This is a genomic window from Nocardioides sp. Root122 (assembly GCF_001425025.1).
Taxonomy (GTDB): domain Bacteria; phylum Actinomycetota; class Actinomycetes; order Propionibacteriales; family Nocardioidaceae; genus Nocardioides.
The window spans coordinates 366774-383584 of sequence record NZ_LMDE01000001.1; the positions used below are offsets into that span (position 1 = coordinate 366774).

General features: G+C 72.3%; 16 protein-coding genes. 5 read left to right on the plus strand and 11 right to left on the minus strand.

Annotated elements, in window-relative coordinates:
* The first annotated feature begins 187 nt into the window (after positions 1–187).
* Positions 188–2776, plus strand: a complete 2589-nt coding sequence (gene clpB / locus ASC64_RS01690; RefSeq protein WP_056905781.1) for an ATP-dependent chaperone ClpB — start codon at positions 188–190, stop codon at positions 2774–2776.
* 75 nt (positions 2777–2851) lie between these two features.
* On the opposite strand, the gene ASC64_RS21875 is transcribed toward clpB, so the two are convergent.
* The 7 genes from ASC64_RS21875 to ASC64_RS01720 all read right to left on the minus strand — a co-directional run bounded on the left by ASC64_RS21875 (position 2852) and on the right by ASC64_RS01720 (position 8863).
* Complete coding sequence (locus tag ASC64_RS21875; RefSeq protein ID WP_156384951.1) at positions 2852–3013, minus strand: hypothetical protein; 162 nt, start codon at positions 3011–3013, stop codon at positions 2852–2854.
* Positions 3014–3065: 52 nt separating this feature from the next.
* Complete coding sequence (locus ASC64_RS01695; protein WP_056905782.1) at positions 3066–4742, minus strand: WXG100 family type VII secretion target; 1677 nt, start codon at positions 4740–4742, stop codon at positions 3066–3068.
* Positions 4739–5767, minus strand: coding sequence for a hypothetical protein (locus ASC64_RS01700; protein ID WP_156384952.1), 1029 nt, complete (start codon positions 5765–5767; stop codon positions 4739–4741). Before ASC64_RS01700 ends, ASC64_RS01695 begins: the two co-directional genes overlap by 4 nt.
* A 60-nt stretch (positions 5768–5827) precedes the next feature.
* Positions 5828–6226, minus strand: a complete 399-nt coding sequence (locus tag ASC64_RS01705) for a DoxX family protein (protein WP_283099927.1) — start codon at positions 6224–6226, stop codon at positions 5828–5830.
* A gap of 199 nt (positions 6227–6425) precedes the next feature.
* Positions 6426–7838 carry an FAD-binding oxidoreductase gene (locus tag ASC64_RS01710; protein ID WP_056905785.1) on the minus strand — a complete coding sequence of 471 codons (1413 nt, stop codon included), beginning with the start codon at positions 7836–7838 and terminating at the stop codon, positions 6426–6428.
* A 43-nt stretch (positions 7839–7881) separates the two neighbouring features.
* Positions 7882–8220, minus strand: coding sequence for an ArsR/SmtB family transcription factor (locus ASC64_RS01715; protein WP_056905786.1), 339 nt, complete (start codon positions 8218–8220; stop codon positions 7882–7884).
* Between the two features lies 1 nt (position 8221).
* Complete coding sequence (locus tag ASC64_RS01720; protein WP_056905787.1) at positions 8222–8863, minus strand: SRPBCC family protein; 642 nt, start codon at positions 8861–8863, stop codon at positions 8222–8224.
* Between the two features lie 147 nt (positions 8864–9010).
* Between ASC64_RS01720 and ASC64_RS01725 the strand changes: the two genes are divergently transcribed.
* The 3 genes from ASC64_RS01725 (at position 9011) to ASC64_RS01735 (ending at position 12850) form a co-directional block, all read left to right on the plus strand.
* Positions 9011–9511, plus strand: coding sequence for a hemerythrin domain-containing protein (locus tag ASC64_RS01725; protein ID WP_056905788.1), 501 nt, complete (start codon positions 9011–9013; stop codon positions 9509–9511).
* A 61-nt stretch (positions 9512–9572) separates the two neighbouring features.
* Entirely contained in the window at positions 9573–10961 is a 1389-nt protein-coding gene (locus ASC64_RS01730; protein ID WP_056905789.1) for an NAD(P)-binding protein, read from the plus strand.
* An 86-nt stretch (positions 10962–11047) separates the two neighbouring features.
* Positions 11048–12850: a sensor histidine kinase gene (locus ASC64_RS01735; protein WP_156384954.1), complete on the plus strand. Its 1803-nt coding sequence runs from the start codon at positions 11048–11050 to the stop codon at positions 12848–12850.
* Here ASC64_RS01735 and ASC64_RS01740 read toward each other — a convergent pair.
* A complete protein-coding gene (locus ASC64_RS01740; RefSeq protein ID WP_235563478.1) occupies positions 12822–13286 on the minus strand; it encodes a GNAT family N-acetyltransferase in 465 nt (154 codons plus the stop codon). The genes ASC64_RS01735 and ASC64_RS01740 overlap by 29 nt on opposite strands.
* Before the next feature lie 85 nt (positions 13287–13371).
* On the opposite strand from ASC64_RS01740, the gene ASC64_RS01745 reads away from it, so the two are divergent.
* Positions 13372–14283 carry an SDR family oxidoreductase gene (locus ASC64_RS01745; protein ID WP_056905791.1) on the plus strand — a complete coding sequence of 304 codons (912 nt, stop codon included), beginning with the start codon at positions 13372–13374 and terminating at the stop codon, positions 14281–14283.
* Between the two features lie 123 nt (positions 14284–14406).
* On the opposite strand, the gene ASC64_RS01750 is transcribed toward ASC64_RS01745, so the two are convergent.
* From ASC64_RS01750 to ASC64_RS01760, 3 genes are read right to left on the minus strand one after another with little or no spacing between them, the layout of a single operon-like run.
* Positions 14407–15228 carry a hypothetical protein gene (locus ASC64_RS01750; RefSeq protein WP_056905792.1) on the minus strand — a complete coding sequence of 274 codons (822 nt, stop codon included), beginning with the start codon at positions 15226–15228 and terminating at the stop codon, positions 14407–14409.
* Complete coding sequence (locus ASC64_RS01755) at positions 15225–16211, minus strand: PfkB family carbohydrate kinase (RefSeq protein WP_200937431.1); 987 nt, start codon at positions 16209–16211, stop codon at positions 15225–15227. Before ASC64_RS01755 ends, ASC64_RS01750 begins: the two co-directional genes overlap by 4 nt.
* Positions 16208–16753, minus strand: a complete 546-nt coding sequence (locus ASC64_RS01760; protein ID WP_056905794.1) for a cysteine hydrolase family protein — start codon at positions 16751–16753, stop codon at positions 16208–16210. Before ASC64_RS01760 ends, ASC64_RS01755 begins: the two co-directional genes overlap by 4 nt.
* Positions 16754–16811 lie beyond the last annotated feature (58 nt).

The window sequence follows — 16811 nt, forward strand, 5'->3', positions numbered from 1 at the left end:
GAGCCTCGAAACCTGGATCAGCGTGGTTTCGAGGCTCGCTGCGCTCGCACCTCAACCACCGAGGAAGTTCGAGGAAGAAGCGGCAAAGATCTCAAAGTTGAGGGGAATCGACTCAACTTCTGGCGCGTTGGAGCAGGTGGGACCAGAGTTGGTCCCGAGCAGACACTCGTGACCAGGAGGACCTGAGTTGAGCCAGTTCGGTGCCGAGAAGTTCACCACGCGCAGCCGTGAGGTGATCGAGGCTGCCCAGCTCGCCGCCACCACCGGCGGCAACACCCACACCGAGCCCATCCACCTGCTCGTCGCCCTGCTGAAGCAGGAGGACGGCACCAGCCGCAGCCTCGTGCAGAAGGCGGGCGTCGACCCGGCGATCCTGCTCGCCAAGGCCGAGGGCGCCCAGCAGCAGCTGCCGCGCGCGTCCGGCTCGACCGTCCAGCAGCCGAGCGCGTCCGCGGCGCTGACCCGGGTGCTGGCCCAGTCGCTCGACCTGGCCGGCTCGATGAAGGACGACTACGTCGCCACCGACCACCTCCTCGTCGCCATCGCGACCGTCGAGTCGCCCGCGCAGAAGGTGTTGACCGACGCCGGCCTGTCCGCCGACGGCCTGCGGGAGGCCATCACGGCTGTCCGCGGCAACCGCCGGGTGACCAGCGAGGCCGCCGAGGCGTCGTACGAGTCGCTGGAGAAGTACTCCGTCGACCTCACCCAGGCCGCCGAGGACGGACGGCTCGACCCGGTCATCGGGCGTGACGCCGAGATCCGCCGCGTGGTCCAGGTGCTGTCGCGGCGCACCAAGAACAACCCCGTGCTCATCGGCGAGCCGGGCGTCGGCAAGACCGCCGTCGTCGAGGGCCTCGCCCAGCGCGTCGTCGCCGGCGACGTGCCCGACTCCCTCAAGGGCCGGCGCGTGCTGAGCCTCGACCTGGCGGCGATGGTCGCGGGCGCGAAGTACCGCGGCGAGTTCGAGGAGCGGCTCAAGGCCGTCCTCGAGGAGATCAAGGACGCCGGTGGGCAGGTCATCACCTTCATCGACGAGCTGCACACGGTCGTCGGCGCGGGCGCCGGCGGCGACTCCGCGATGGACGCCGGCAACATGCTCAAGCCGATGCTTGCCCGCGGCGAGCTGCACATGATCGGCGCGACCACGCTGGACGAGTACCGCGAGCGCATCGAGAAGGACCCCGCGCTGGAGCGCCGCTTCCAGCAGGTCTTCGTCGGCGAGCCGTCGGTCGAGGACACCATCCAGATCCTGCGCGGCATCCAGGAGAAGTACGAGGCGCACCACGGCGTCCGGATCACCGACGCCGCGCTCGTCGCCGCCGCGACGCTGTCCGACCGCTACATCACCGGCCGCCAGCTGCCCGACAAGGCCATCGACCTCATCGACGAGGCGTCGTCGCGCCTGCGGATGGAGCACGAGTCCTCGCCCGAGGAGATCGACCAGCTCCGCCGCCAGGTCGAGCGCCTCAAGATGGAGGAGTTCGCGCTGGCCAAGGAGACCGACGACGCGTCCCGCGAGCGGCTCGAGGTGCTGCGCAAGGACCTCGCCGACAAGGAGGAGGAGCTGCGCGGGCTCGAGACGCGGTGGGAGCGCGAGAAGGACCAGCTCCAGGGTGAGGGCGAGCTGCGCCGCCAGCTCGACACGCTGAAGATCGAGGCGGAGAAGAAGCTGCGCGAGGGCGACCTCGCCGGTGCCAGCGAGATCCAGTACGGCCGGATCCCCGACCTCGAGAAGCAGATCGCCGAGGTCGAGAAGGCCGAGGCCGTCGACCTCGAGCCGCTGGTCGGCGAGGAGGTCGGTGCCGAGCAGATCGCCGACGTCGTCGAGGCGTGGACCGGCATCCCCACCGGCAAGATGCTGCAGGGGGAGACCGCCAAGCTCCTCGAGATGGAGTCGGTCATCGGCGAGCGCCTCATCGGTCAGCGCGCGGCCGTGACCGCGGTCAGTGACGCCGTACGCCGCTCGCGTGCGGGCATCGCCGACCCCAACCGGCCGACCGGCTCGTTCCTGTTCCTGGGCCCCACCGGCACCGGCAAGACCGAGCTCGCCAAGGCGCTCGCGGACTTCCTCTTCGACGACGAGCGGGCGATCGTCCGCATCGACATGAGCGAGTACAGCGAGAAGCACTCGGTCTCGCGGCTCGTCGGTGCGCCTCCCGGCTACGTCGGCTACGACGAGGGCGGCCAGCTCACCGAGGCCGTGCGGCGACGCCCCTACAGCGTCGTGCTGCTCGACGAGGTGGAGAAGGCGCACCCCGAGGTCTTCGACATCCTGCTGCAGGTGCTCGACGACGGCCGGCTCACCGACGGCCAGGGTCGCACGGTCGACTTCCGCAACACCCTGCTGATCCTCACCTCCAACCTCGGCTCGAACTTCCTGGTCGACCCGATCCTGGAGCCGGTCGCGAAGAAGGAGTCGGTGATGGGTGTGGTGCGGTCGCACTTCAAGCCCGAGTTCCTCAACCGGCTCGACGAGGTCGTCATGTTCGACGCGCTGTCGAAGGACGATCTGGCCCACATCGTCGACCTGCAGCTCGCGCTGCTGGAGAAGCGGCTCGCGGTCCGGCGGATCACCATCTCGGTGACCGACGCGGCGCGCGCCTGGCTGGCCGAGACCGGCTTCGACCCGGCGTACGGCGCCCGGCCGCTGCGACGGCTCATCCAGTCCGCCATCGGCGACCCGCTGGCCCGGAGGCTGATCGCCGGTGAGGTCACCGACGGTGGCTCCGTCACGGTCGACGCGGGTGAGGACGGGCTCTCCCTCCTCGCTGGTTGAGGTGCGAGGAGCGCCAGCGACGAGCCTCGAAACCGCGCAGGTCAGTGTGGTTTCGAGGCTCGCTGCGCTCGCACCTCAACCACCGAGCCAGGCGACCGGGCCGTCCCAGTCCCAGTGGGGGAGCGGGAGGTCGTCGGGGACGTCGTCCTTCGACCGGCCCCAGGCCTGGAACGGGCCGGTCGCGGCCCAGTCGACGTACGCCGTGATGGCCCGGCGCAGCCGCGGGTCGTCGGGCACGCCGGCTCGACCTGCGGACTGTGGCCGTCGGCCGCCTCTGATCGACCGGTCGTCAGCCGGGGGTGATGCCGTGGAAGGCGCCGCCGATGACGTCGTCGGTGCGCTGGTAGTCGCGGGCGGAGTCCATCAGGTTGTCCGAGACGAGGGCGACGGCCTTCGAGCCGGAGCGCAGGCTGTCGGAGGCCGCGTCGAGCAGCGTCGTCACGGCCGACGCGAACCCGCCGGCGCCGGGCACCTCCCCGAGGTCGTCGGCGTGGACCTTCACCCCGCGCACGGTCGAGGACGCCGAGGACAGCTGGCTGCTCGGCCGGTCGAGTGCGTGCGAGGCCTCGCGCAGCGTGCCGGGCTGGACGTCGAAGTCCGCGCCGAGGCCGAGCGCCGAGAGGGGGGTGATCGTCAGGTAGGGGTTGGCCCAGAGGTCGTCGTCATCCGACTTGCCGGGAAGCCAGCCCCAGTCGGTGCCGTCGTCGGAGTACTGGTCGGCCGTCGACTCGTAGGTCGTGAGGAGATTCCCGTCCACCTCCACGACACCCTCGGCCATGTTGGGCAGCGTGTAGGGATCGCTGCGGTCGCCGGTCTCGCGGTCCTGCACGATCAGCGAGCCCTCGTCGAAGCGGTTGGGCGAGGTGCTGAAGACGAACTCGCCGTCGCGGACCACCAGGCCCTGCGCCTTGTCGGGGGTGTCGTGGACCTCCGGGTCGCCGTGGGCGTCGAGCGCTGGCTGCCACGTACCCGAGGGTCCCTTCTCGTAGACGTAGAGCTTGTCGGCGTCGTAGTCGCCCAGGTAGAGCCTGCCGTCGTGGATCGCGGAGTAGGAGCCTCCGGACGCGACGTCCTGGACGCTGCTGGCGTTGACCGTGCCGCCGTTGTGCTGGCCCCGGATCTCCGACATGGAGTAGGTGTAGACCTTCCCCTTGTCGACCACGACGACGTCGTCGCCCTGCACGCTGACGCCACCCGCGTGCGACGGCCCGCGGAGCGGTGGGTCGGCGTACGGGTCGTGCAGCCCGGCGAGGTCGACGTCGCCGAGCTCCTGGCCGGTGACCGCGTCGACCAGCGCCAGCGTGGACGTCCCGTCCTTGGTGTAGTAGCTCATCACGTAGGTGCCGGTGCGCGGGTCGTAGCCCAGCCCCTGCGGGGTGAGTCCGCGGTCGTCACCGGTGGCCAGGGTGTTGGGGATGAGTGGGCCGAAGGTGCTGCCGCTCTCCTCGGCCCACTCCTTGTTCTTCGCCAGCCCCTGCTCGACCCACTTCCGGGTCTCCTCGTCGAGGCTGTCGAGGTCGACGTCCTCGCCCGTGATGACGGCGGCGACGGCGGTCAGCTGCTGGCCGTAGGTGGCGCCGACCTCGACCAACCGGGTGCGCACGACCATCGCGAGGATCCCCTCGAGGACCGGGATCAGGTCGCCGGGACGGTTGCGCCAGAAGGAGATGTAGTGGTCGGCCTGCTGCACCGCGGTGTCGTACGCCGCCGCCGCGACGTCGAGGGCTCCCCGCGCGCGGGCGACGGCGGAGCGGTTGACCGAGACGCCGTTGGCGAGCTGGGTGATGCGGGCCTGGAAGCCGACGGCCGCCGGCCCGCTCCAGTCGGTCGTCGCGGCGGCGTCGTGGATCCGGCCACGCGCGTCGTCGAGGTCGTGCCCGACGTCGGCGAGCGTGTCGGCCGCCGACGTCAGGGCGCCCTTGTTGCCCGAGACGATGCGCCGGTGGTCGATCTCGGGGTCGATCACGACCCACCTCCGGGTCTGCCGAGGTCGAGGCCCTCGTCGCCCGCGCCGACCGGGAACCGGACCCGGGCGCCGGCGGTGCCGTCCACCCGGGCGCACGCGCCCTCGGGGACCTCGCACGTGACCAGGGTCGCCGTGTTGTCGGGGCCGAGGTCCTGCCCCGCGCCGGGGCCTGCGATCGCGATGCCGACGACGGTGGCCTCGTCGAGCCACCACCGCAGGTCGCGACGGGGCGTGCCGGTCCGGATCGGGACCGGCGCGCCGTTGGCGGAGACCACCCGGTCGTCGAAGCCGCGGTCCTGGATCGTCCACTCCCCGTCGGGGCTCACGGGGTCGGATGGGCGGCGGAATCCCGACTCGAGCGGCTCACCCTCGCCGTCGGGCAGGGTGAAGAAGAAGTCGCCGAGCCCCTCGACGACGGCCGCACCGTTGTCGGGGAACCGGACGCCGAGGTACACCTCGGGGTAGTCGTGCTCCAGGTCGTCCTCGTCGGGGTCGCCCATGCCGTCGGCGGTCTCCACCACCCGCTCGCCGGTGGTCGTGTCGACGACGATCGCGGTGCCGCGCGGCTGGCCGCTGAAGTCGTCCTCCGGCCCCGAGGTCGCGTCGACGAACCCCAGGTAGCGGCCGTCCGGGGAGCTGCCGATCGACTCGACGTAGACCGTCACTCCGGTGTCACTCACCGTGCCGTCGCGGCCGGCGAAGTGGAGCGGACCGGTGGACGTGCTGGAGTGCCGGCCGGCCGACTCCTCGCTCTCGGCTGGGGTGAACCAGACCCCGTCGCCGGCGACGACGTACGTCGTGAGGGGCCCGCCCACGTCGATCGTCGTGCCGTCGGAGAGGTGCACGACGCCGTCCGCCGCCCAGATGAGCCCCGAGGTGTCGACGGGGTCCGTGCTCGTCCACGCGGCCATGCCGGCGGCGGTCGTCCCGCCGTCGGTCGGACCGGTGGACGGGTCCGAGCAGCCGGCGGTCAGCAGCACGGCTGCTGCGAGCGCGAGCCGCGCGACGGTCCCTGTCCCTGGCATGGGAGGAGTCTGCCCCGGCGCCCCTGTGGACAAACCGGCCGCCTCACCAGGCTCGGCGAGTCACTCGCCGGTGTCGACCTCTTCGGTCGCCAGCTCCTCGTCCCGCCGGGCCTCGGACCGCCGGCTCAGCCAGCCACCGCCCCACAGCGCGGCGAGCACCAGCACGGGCTGGAAGAACAGCCGGATGAACCGGGCGCGGTCGGTGTCGAGGCCGAACGCGTCGGTGCCCTCGACGTACTGCGCGATGTTGCCCGGGAAGATCGCGACGAAGAAGGCTGCGAGGAGCGCGCCGACGGTGCGCCGGTGCTTCGGCAGTGCGACGAACGCCGCGCCCAGGCTGATCTCGACGATGCCCGACCCGACGACGGTGAGGTCCTCGTCGAGGGGGAACCAGTCGGGCACCTGCGCCTGGAACTCCTGGCGCTGGGTGGTCAGGTGCAGCACCCCCGCGCCCACCATGAAGGAGCCGAGCAGGACGCGTCCGAGGGTCTGTGCCTTCACGGCCTCCACCCTAACCACGCCCCGAACCCCGGTAGTCCCCTACGTTCTGAACGCGGCGGCGCGGTCGGGCCGTGCGAAACGTAGGGGACTACCCGTCCAGAACGTAGGGGACTACCCGTCCAGAACGTAGGGGACTACCCGTCCAGAACGTAGGGGACTACCCGGGCGGCAGGAGGACGCCGGGGTTCATCAGGCCGTCGGGGTCGATGGCCCGCTTCAGCGCGCGCATCAGGTCGACCTCCACGTCGGACTTGTACGACGCCGCTGCCGCCGCCTTCGTCCGGCCGAGCCCGTGCTCGGCGCTGATCGAGCCGTGGGCCGCGGCGACGGCGGCGTAGATCGCCGAGGACAGGTCCGCCGCCGCCGCGCGGAGGTCGTCGTCGCGACCGACGGGCGCGTTGAGGTTGTAGTGGAGGTTGCCGTCGCCCACGTGGCCGTAGGTCACCAGCCGCACGCCGGGCAGGACCTCCTGGAGGCGCGGCCCCATCGCCTCGGTCCAGTCGGCGAGGTCGGCGATCGGCAGGGTCACGTCCTGCTTCAGCGTCGCGCCCTCCACCTTCTGCGCCTCCGAGATGCCCTCGCGCAGCGCCCACAGCGCGTCGCGCTGGGCCGGGCTGCCCGCGATCGCGGCGTCCGAGGCCAGGCCGTCCTCCACCGCGGCGCCCAGGACCGCCTCGAGCGACTCGTCGAGCCCGTCGTCGGTGGGGGAGCCGGCCAGCTCCACCAGGACGTACCACTCACTCGGCTCCGCCAGCGGGTCGACGGCACCGGGCAGGTGGGCGAGGACGAGGTCGATGGCCTGCCGGTTGGCGATCTCGAAAGTCGACAGGTGCACGCCCGCCTCGCGCTGCGCGATCGCGAGGAGCGACACCGCGGCCGCGACCGACGGCACCGCGACCCACGCGGTCGCGTGCCGGGGCGTCGGCGGGAAGAGGCGCAGCACCGCTCCGGTGATCACGCCGAGCGTGCCCTCGGAGCCGACGAACAGCTGGGTCAGGTCGTAGCCGGTGTTGTCCTTGCGCAGCCCACGCAGGCCGTCCCACACGCGGCCGTCGGGCAGCACGACCTCGAGGCCGAGCACCAGCTCGCGGGTCATGCCGTAGCGGAGCACGGCCGTGCCCCCGGCGTTGGTGGCGAGGTTGCCGCCGATCGTGCAGCTGCCCTCGGAGCCCAACGACATCGGGAAGAGCCGGCCTGCCGCGGCCGCGGCGGCCTGCACCTCGGCCAGCACGACGCCGGCGTCGACGGTGATCGTCCCGGCCACCGGGTCGACGTCGCGGACCGTGCGCATCCGGCCGAGCGAGATCACGACCTGGCTGCCCGAGCCGTCCGGGACGCCGCCGCCGACGAGGCCCGTGTTGCCGCCCTGCGGCACGAGCGGTGTCCCTGTCGCGTGGCAGGCAGCCACGACGGCGGAGACCTCGGCCGTCGAGCCGGGCCGGACCACGGCGAGGGCACGACCGGCGTGCACGCCCGTCCAGTCCACGACGTAGGCCGCCACCTCGTCGTCGGACGTGAGCACGTGGGCGTCGCCGACGGCCTCGCGGAGCTGGTCGAGCAGGTCGTTCACGGGTGTCTCCTCGGTGGGTGGGGTGCTCAGCCGAGCACGTATCTCAGTTCGCGTCGAGTCGACGGTCCATCCGGCCGCGGGCGATCTCGATGCCGAGCGCGTCCAGCTTCTGGTCCCAGAACACTCGGAACCGTTCGACCCAGGCGTCGACCTCCTTCAGCCCGGCCGGGTCGACGGCGTAGAGCCGGCGCGTGCCCTCGGCCCGGACCGTGGCGAAGCCGTTGTCGCGCAGCACGCGCAGGTGCTGGCTGACCGCAGGCTGGCTGATCCCGAACTCGGCGCCCACGGCCGAGGCCACGTCGCCCGCGCTCGTCTCCCCATCGGCGAGCAGCTCGAGGATGCGACGGCGTACGGGGTCGCCGAGGACGTCGAAGGCGTGCACGTCAGGCCGGGGGCTCGGCGCCGGTGTAGAACGCCGCGGTGCGCTGTGCGGCTGCGCGCGAGGCCGCCGGGTTGCCGGAGGCCAACGCGTCCGCCTCGCCCCATGCGGTCGCGGAGGCGCTCATGAAGCCTTGGCCGTCAGCGCTCGCACCCCAGCCCTCGACCTCCTCGTGCGCGATCGGGGCCCCGGTCGCGAGGTGCTCCGCGAGCCCCATCAGCCCGAGCTCCCAGCCGACGCCGACGGCACCCGGGCCGTACGTCGTCATGTGCGGGTTGTCGCGCACGTCGGCCGCGTGGCGGAGGGTCAGCGTCGCGCCCTCGCCCGCCTCCGCCAGGTGCACGTCGACCCAGGAGGTGTCACCCGCGAACTCCCAGGTGATCGCGAGGTGCGTCGGCTGGTCGCAGGTCAGGACCTCGCCTCCGGCGTTGTTCTCGACCTGGAAGCGCCCGCCGAGGCGGAGGTCGCCGGTGACAGGCGCGAACCACCGGGCGATCCGCGCGGGGTCGGTGACGGCGTCCCAGAGGTCGTCGACGTCGGTGGGGTAGGTGCGTGAGGCGACCACGACCTTGACGGGCGTGCCCTCGTGGGTGCTGTCCTCGACGGTGCGCGTGATGGCGCCCAGGTGCTTGGCTACGTCGAACATGGGACCACGGTTTCATTCCAGACTTATATAAGTCAAGATCGATGAAGGGATCGCTCCCACGCAGTGGACCAGTCCGCGCGTTGAGCCGTCGCGGTTCGGGGTACTCCCGGGGCTCAGCACCGCAACGAGCCACACGGAGGCACCCCCATGTCGAACGACGCCATCGTCCTTCTCAAGGAAGACCACAAGCAGGTCCGGAAGGTCTTCCGCGACTTCCAGTCCGCGGGCGAGGACGCCACCGAGCGCAAGGGCCGCCTGGTCGAGCAGATGATCGGGCTGCTGACCCAGCACACCTACATCGAGAACGAGGTCATGTACCCGCGCGTGCGCGAGCTGCTCCCCGACCTCGAGGACGACGTGCTCGAGTCCTACGAGGAGCACCACGTCGCCGACGTCCTGGTGATGGAGCTGTCGGGCATGAAGCCCACCGACGAGCGCTTCGACGCCAAGACCACGGTCCTGATCGAGAACGTCCTGCACCACATGGACGAGGAGGAGCAGGACTGGTTCCCCAAGGTGCGCGACGGCCTCGGCCGCAAGGCGCTGCAGGAGATCGGCGAGGAGCTGCTCGCGGCGAAGAAGAAGGCGCCCACCAAGCCGTCCCAGCCGAGCGCCCTGAAGAAGACCGTCGACGCGGTGCTCGACTGACGCACGACTGACGCTCGGCCGTCCGTGGCGCGGCCGGCGGCGCGGTGCCATCGTGTGAGGTGTGACCTCACTCCTCGACGCGACCCACCTCGTCGTCGGCGCGGGTGCGACCGGCCTGGCCTTCGCCGACGCGCTGGTCGACCACTCCGACGCCCGCGTGGTGCTGGTCGACCGGCGCTCGGGCCCCGGCGGCCACTGGCGTGAGGCCTACCCGTTCGTCCGGCTGCACCAGTCCTCGGCGTTCTACGGCGTGCCGTCCACGCTGCTCGGCGGCGGCCGCCTGCAGGACACCGGCCCCGAGGCGGGACTGCAGGAGCGGGCCTCGCAGACCGAGATCGTCGGCTACTACGAGCGGGCGCTCGCGCGGCTCGAGGCGACCGGCCGGGTGCAGCTCCTCACCGGCACGGAGCACGTCGACGGTGAGGTCGTCTCGCTCGACACCGGCGAGCGGACGGCCGTGCCGCCCGGCTGTCGGGTGGTCGACGCCCACTACCTCGCGCCGACCATCCCGGCCGAGGTGCCGCCGCCCTTCGCGGTCGACGGCGCGCACGTCGTCCCGGTCAACGACCTGGCGCGGCTCGCGGACTCCCCGAGCCAGTACGTCGTCGTGGGCTCCGGCAAGACCGCCACCGACGCGATCGTCTGGCTGCTCCAGGGCGGCACCGACCCCGACACGATCCGGTGGGTGCGCCCGCGCGAGCCGTGGATGTTCAACCGGGCCGTGGTCCAGCCCGACCCCGCGATCTTCCTCGGCATGGCCGCCGACGTCTGGGAGTCCGCGGCGCGCGCCTCGTCGCTCGACGACATGTTCCTCCGGTTGGAGGACGCCGGGGTGATGCTGCGCATCGACCGGACGCTCACCCCGACGATGGCCCGCGCGCCGACGATCGGGCAGTGGGAGGTCGACCTGCTGCGGACGGTCGAGGACGTCGTACGCCTCGGGCACGTGCGCTCCGCCGAGCGCGGTCGCCTCGTCATGGACGGAGGCGCGGCGGCGATCGCCGACGACGCGCTGGTCGTGCACTGCGCCGCCAGCGGCCTGCAGATGCCGCCCCTCGTGCCGGTGTGGCGACCCGAGGTGATCACCCTCCAGCCGATCCGGGCCGGCTTCCCTTGCTTCGGCGCGGCCCTCATCGGCTACGTCGAGGCGACACGTCGGGACGACGCGGAGAAGAACCGCCTGTGCCCGCCGAGCCACTACGGCAACACGCTCGCGGACTGGGTCGAGATGAACCTGCTCGGCAGCCGCGCCACCGCGGCGTTCACCAGCGAGCCGGACGTCAAGGCGTGGGCCGAGTCCGTGGCGCTCTACCCCGGTCGCGTCACACCCGACCACGCCTCCTCGCCCGCGCTCGACGCTGCCCGCGAGCGGCTGGCGGCGTACGCCCGGCCCGGGACGGAGCGGGCGGTCGAGCTCGTGGACCATGCGCGCCGTTCGCCCCGCCCGTGATGTGAGCGACTTCACCGACTCCACCCCCATGGTCCGTCTTTACCTGAGAAGGTGTGGTTGACAGGGGAACGACTTCAGGGGTGCACGTGCAGGAAGCAGTCGCAGCTCGGGCCACGGACCACCCGTGGTCCGACGAGCAGACGCGTGAGCACCTGCAGGTGCTCGTCGAGGGCGTCGCCACGCTCGCCGGGTTCGAGCAGGCGGCCATCAGCCTGCGCCGCGACGACGAGTTCGAGGTCGTCGCGTGTGCCGGCGAGGGCCTGGCCGAGACGATCATGGGCCGCCGCCTCCCCGCGTACATGGTCGAGGGCGAGCTCGCCAACGCCGACGAGTGGGGGTCGTGGCTGTTCGTCCCGCACGAGCGGGCGTTCCAGGAGCTCATCGAGCACAGCTTCATCCCGGTCGTCGCCGAGGTGGAGGGGCCCAATGCCTGGCACCCGCTCGACGCGCTCACCTCACCCGTGCGCGACGACGACGGCGTCATCCGTGGCCTGCTCTCGGTCGACGAGCCCCGCGACGGCCACCGTCCCGGGCCCGAGCAGCTCGAGCTGCTCCAGAAGTACGCCGGTGTCGCGCGCACGCTGGTGTCCCTGGCGCTCGAGCGCGAGGAGCTCGCCGAGCGGGTGCGCATCACGACCCAGGCTCGCGAGATCGTCCGCCAGGCGCTGGGTGAGCCCACGCTGGGCCAGGTCATCGAGGCCTGTCGCTCGACGCTCGTGCACTGCTTCGACGCCCTCGGCATGTGGCTCACCGCCTTCGACGAGGAGGGTGGCTCCTCGACCGTCTGGTACGCCCAGGGCTCCGAGGTCGACCCGCTGTTCTCCGAGATCGACGACGTCGTGATCCGGCTCGCGCACCGCTACTGGGCCGACCAGTACGTCGCGCCGTTCTCCCGCCGCGGCGCCGACCAGCCGGGCCTGCCGGCCGACGACGCCGAGAGCCTGCTCACCTTCCTCGACGGCCTCGGCATCGGCTCGGTGTTGTTCGTCCCGCTGGGCGCGGGTCCGGAGTGCATGGGGTTCCTGTGCCTCACCCGCGCCCCCGGCGAGCGCGAGTGGAGCCAGGTCGAGTGCGACGCGGCGCTCGACATCGGCCGCGACCTCGGCCGCGCGGTCGCCACCGCGCGCCAGCTCGACCGCGAGCGTGCGGTCGCCGACCGGCTGCGCCTGATGGACGGCTACCGGCTGGAGCTGGTCAACACGCTGGGCCACGAGCTGCGCACGCCGCTGTTCTCGATGACCGCCAACCTCGAGATGCTCGACACCGACACCCTCCCCGAGGAGGACCAGCACTCCGTGGCCGCGGCCACCCGCGCGGCGGCCCGCATGCAGGCCGTCATCGAGGACCTCCTCAACGTCGCCCAGGTGGCCGACCCGCTGCACGAGTTCATCCCCGAGCAGGTCGACCTCCGCCAGACCCTCCTCGACGTCGTCGAGGAGTGCCAGCACGCCTCGGTCGCGAAGTCGCAGACGTGCGACCTGGTCGTGCCCGACGAGCCCGTGCTGGTGTCCGGCCGCCCCGAGGAGCTGCACCGGATGCTGGCCAACCTCGCCAGCAACGCCATCAAGTACTCCGACGAGGGCGGCGTCGTCAACGCCCGCCTCGAGCGCTCGGACGACGACGTGCGCGTCGTCTTCTCCGACTCCGGCATCGGCATCAGCGACGCCGACCAGCGCCAGCTGTTCCGCGAGTTCTTCCGCTCCACGAACCCCGACGCGCTCGCCCGCCCTGGCACCGGGCTGGGGCTGGCGATCGTCGACCGCATCGTGAAGCGGCACTCCGGCAGCGTCGAGCTCGCCTCGGAGCTCGGCAAGGGCACGACCGTGACCGTCACGCTCCCGCCCTACGACGAGGACGAGTTCAGCCGGTCGCCGTCCGCATCGTCATGAACGTGCTGTTGGGGTCGGCGACGTAGCTGCCGAACGGCCCGCACGGCACGAAGCCCGCCTTGGAGTAGAGCGCGCGCGCCGGCTCGAAGAACGCCATGCTGCCCGTCTCGAGCGACACCCGCGTGACGCCGCGGTCGCGCGCGTCTGCCAGCACGTGGGCGAGCAGCCCGGACGCCACCCCACGACCTCGCACGCGCGGCTCGGTGCGCATGCTCTTGAGCTCCTCGTGTCCGTCCCCGAGCGCGGCGAGGGCCGCCGTGCCGACGATCCCGTCGGCGTCGGTCGTCACCCACATGCGCACGTGCGGCGCCCGGAGCGCCGCGAGGTCGAGCGCGTGCCGGCTCTCCGACGGTGCCGTCGGCGCCAGGTCGTCGAGGTGGGCCTGCAGGAACGCCGCCAGCCGCGGGTCCGCGAAGTCGGCCCGGGTGATCGTCACGGGGACAGTCTGGCTCGTCGATGTTTCGCGCAGGTGTCGCGCGGCGCCCCTGCATCGTCCGCCCCGTGCCGGGTACCCGGGGTGCATGAGCGACGCAGACCAGACCCGGCAGGACCCCACCGAGGTGCACGAGCAGCCCGACACCGAGGGTGAGCAGCTGCCCACGCCCGGTGACGAGCGATCGGTGACCAGCGAGATGGACGAGAAGCCCGACCACGGGGAGGACTCGTACGTCGGTCACGACCGGCTGCTCGACCAGGTCGCGGTCATCACGGGCGGGGACTCCGGCATCGGCCGGGCCGTCGCGCTCGCGTTTGCGCGTGAGGGCGCTGACGTGGTGATCGCCTATCTCGACGGGGAGGACGACGACGCCGAGGAGACCCGGCGCATCGTCGAGGACGCCGGCCGCCGGTGCGTCCTCGTGCCGACCGACCTCGTGCAGGAGGAGGCGTGCCAGGCACTGGTCGACCGGGCCGTCGAGGACTTCGGCCGGATCGACATCCTGGTCAACAACGCGGCGTACCAGATGGCGCAGCCTGGCGGGATCGCCGACATCACGACCGAGCAGCTCGACCGGGTGATGCGCACGAACGTCTACGCCATGTTCTGGCTGTGCAAGATGGCGCTGCCGCACATGGTGCCCGGGGCGTCGATCATCAACACGTCCTCGATCCAGTCGTCCTCGCCGTCGCCGGAGCTCCTCGACTACGCCACCACCAAGGCGGCGATCGTGAACTTCACCCGCGGCCTGGCCCAGTCGATCGCCGAGAAGGGCATCCGCGTCAACGCCGTCGCCCCCGGCCCGATCTGGACGCCCCTCATCCCGGCGACCATGCCGCCCGAGAAGGTCGAGTCCTTCGGCGAGCAGACCCCGATGGGCCGCGCCGGCCAGCCGGCCGAGGTCGCCACCGCCTTCGTCTTCCTCGCCTCACCCGAGTCGAGCTACATCACCGGCGAGGTCATCGCGGTCACCGGAGGCGGCCCCGTCACCATGTGACCGCCCTGCCGTTGGTCGAGGAGGTCGCGCACCTTCGTTGGTCGAGGAGGTCGCGCAGCGACCGTCACGAGACCTCGAGCCGTGTCCGGTGGTCTCGACACGCCGCTCGCTGGCGCTCGCGTGCTACTCGACCATCTCGGGGTTCGCGTACCCCTCGCGATAGCTCGGGCGGCTCGGCGCCCAGCCCGTCGACCGGAGTCGCGCGTTCGAGAGCCGCTTGCCGTGCCCCTGCGCCACGTCGGCGGGCGGGGGAGCGGGGGCGCCGAGCTGCTCGGCGAGGAACGCGGCGACGTCCCCCATCTGGGCAGGTACGTCGTCGGTGCCGAGGTAGAGCCGCTCCGGCTCGTCGGTCATCGTCAGCAGGTGCACCACCGCGGCGGCGGCGTCCTCGCGGTGGATCCGGTTGGTCCACCGGTGCGGGTCGGATACCCGGCCCTCGCGGACCATGTCGAGCAGTCGCGTGCTGCTGCCGCCGTACAGTCCGGAGAGGCGCAGCACCGTGCCGTGGGGGAGGCGCTCGTGGAAGGTCTCCTCGGCCGCGACGAGCATCCGGCCGGGGCCGTCAGACGGGTCGGGCGCCGCCGTCTCGTCCTGCACCCCGGGGCGGTCGCTGCTGCCGTGGACGGCGGTCGACGAGACCAGGACGGCGCGCTCCGGCGCCACTGGCAGCGCGTCGAGCGCCCGCGCCATCCCGTCGACGTACGTCGCCCGGTAGGCCTCCTCGGTCCGCGGACGCGCGGTGAGCGCGACGACCACGAAGCGCGGACGTACGTCGGACAGGTCGGGCGGGCCCGCCGTCAGGTCGACCGAGCGGCCGACCAGCGGGGACGGGACGGCTGAGGCGTTGCGGCGCAGCGCGAGCACGTCGTGGCCGAGCGCGGCGAGCCGGAGACCGACCGCGGCGCCGAGGTCGCCGGCGCCGACGAGGAGGACGTCCGCTGTCACGGGGGCAGGGTAGCGAGCGGTGAGCGACCGGCGAGGAAGTCGTCGACCTCGGCCGCGGTCGGTGCGGACTCCGGCCCGCGCCGCGTCACCTTGATCGCGGCGGCCGCGTTGGCGCGCCGGCAGCCCTCCACCCACGGCGTACCGGCGGCCACCTCGGCCAGCAGCGCGCCCGTGTGCGTGTCGCCGGCGCCGTTGGTGTCGACCGGCTTCTGCGGGAAGCCAGGGACGTACGTCGTCTCGGTGCCGACGCGGACCGCGCACCCCTGCGGCCCGTCGCGGACGATCGCGACGGCGTCGCCGCGGAGCAGGGGAGCGACGGCGGTGGTCAGCCCGGCCAGGTCCGTGGGCGGCTCCTGCCCGACCGCGCGCAGGATGTCCTCGGCCTCCTCGGCGTTGCTTGACCAGACGTCGGTCAGCTCGAGCATCGCCTCGCGGACGTGCTCGCTGAGGGTGGCGAACGCCGCTCCCGGGTCGAGCACGACGACCACGTCGGGGTGCAGCGTCGGCAGCCAGGCGAGCAGCGGCTCGCCGGTGGCGGCGAGGGCGAGCGAGAAGCCGGTGACGCAGACCAGGTCGCCGGGCTGCGGGTCGGAGGTGGCCAAGGACTCGACGCTGATCCGGCGCTCGGCGCCGAGCGTCGTCACGAAGGTCCGCTCGGCGCTCGGCTCGACCATCACCACGCAGATGCCGGTGTCGAGTCCCTCGACCGGTGGGGCAGACACCGCGATGCCTTCTGCGCCGAGGGCGGAGCGGATGAGGTCGCCGTGGGGGCCGGTGCCGATCGCGCCGGCACCGACGCAGTCCGCGCCGAAGCGCGCCGCCGCGAGCAGCACGGTGACGGTGCCGCCCGCGTAGTCGGTGGCGGACGTGGCCATCACGTTCTGTCCGCGGTCCGGCAGGTCGGGCACCTCGACGACCACGTCGACCAGGGCCTGGCCGGTGTGGATGACCCGGCTCACCGGGTGGTTCGCTGGGCGAGTCACTGCGCGAGGACCTCGTCGGTGGTGGCGAGCGTGATCTGCGGGGGATAGAGCGCCATCACGTCCATCGCGGCCCGGTGGTTCTCCGGCGTCGAGCCGGCGCAGGCGTCGGTGACGACCGTGATCGTGGCCCCGGCGTCGGCCGCGGCGAGCGCCGTGGAGACGACGCAGCAGTCGGTGGAGACGCCGGCCAGGACGAGGTGCGGGGTGGGGCCGGTGACGGCCTGGAGCGCGTAGCCCCACTTGCCGAAGGTCGGCAGCGAGACGACCTCGCTGCCGAGGTCGGCCAGCTCGGGGACGACCTCGAGCAGCGGGTCGCCCTCCGGGACGTTGGCGAACGGCCACGCCTCGAGGTAGGCCGCCCAGCTGCCCTGCGGGTCCGGCGCGGGGACCCAGCGCGTGACGACGGTGCGTTCGCCGGCCGCGGCAGCGAGTCGTCGTACGGGGGCGACGATGTCCGGGAACATCGGCGAGCCCCACTGGCTCGCGGCGTCGGCGAAGATCCGCTGCGGGTCGATCACGACCAGCCAGGCGTCGGGGTGCATGCCGCCACCTTGTCAGAGAGCTCCGCCCGTCGGCACCACCTGGAAAGACGTCGGCGGC

Coding starts and splice junctions, on each gene's coding strand:
- ASC64_RS01725 (WP_056905788.1), top strand. CDS start 9,011: ATGTCGAACGACGCCATCGTCCTTCTCAAGGAAGACCACAAGCAGGTC.
- ASC64_RS01720 (WP_056905787.1), bottom strand. CDS start 8,863: ATGTTCGACGTAGCCAAGCACCTGGGCGCCATCACGCGCACCGTCGAG.
- ASC64_RS01745 (WP_056905791.1), top strand. CDS start 13,372: ATGAGCGACGCAGACCAGACCCGGCAGGACCCCACCGAGGTGCACGAG.
- ASC64_RS01705 (WP_283099927.1), bottom strand. CDS start 6,226: ATGGTGGGCGCGGGGGTGCTGCACCTGACCACCCAGCGCCAGGAGTTC.
- ASC64_RS01700 (WP_156384952.1), bottom strand. CDS start 5,767: ATGCCAGGGACAGGGACCGTCGCGCGGCTCGCGCTCGCAGCAGCCGTG.
- ASC64_RS01760 (WP_056905794.1), bottom strand. CDS start 16,753: ATGCACCCCGACGCCTGGCTGGTCGTGATCGACCCGCAGCGGATCTTC.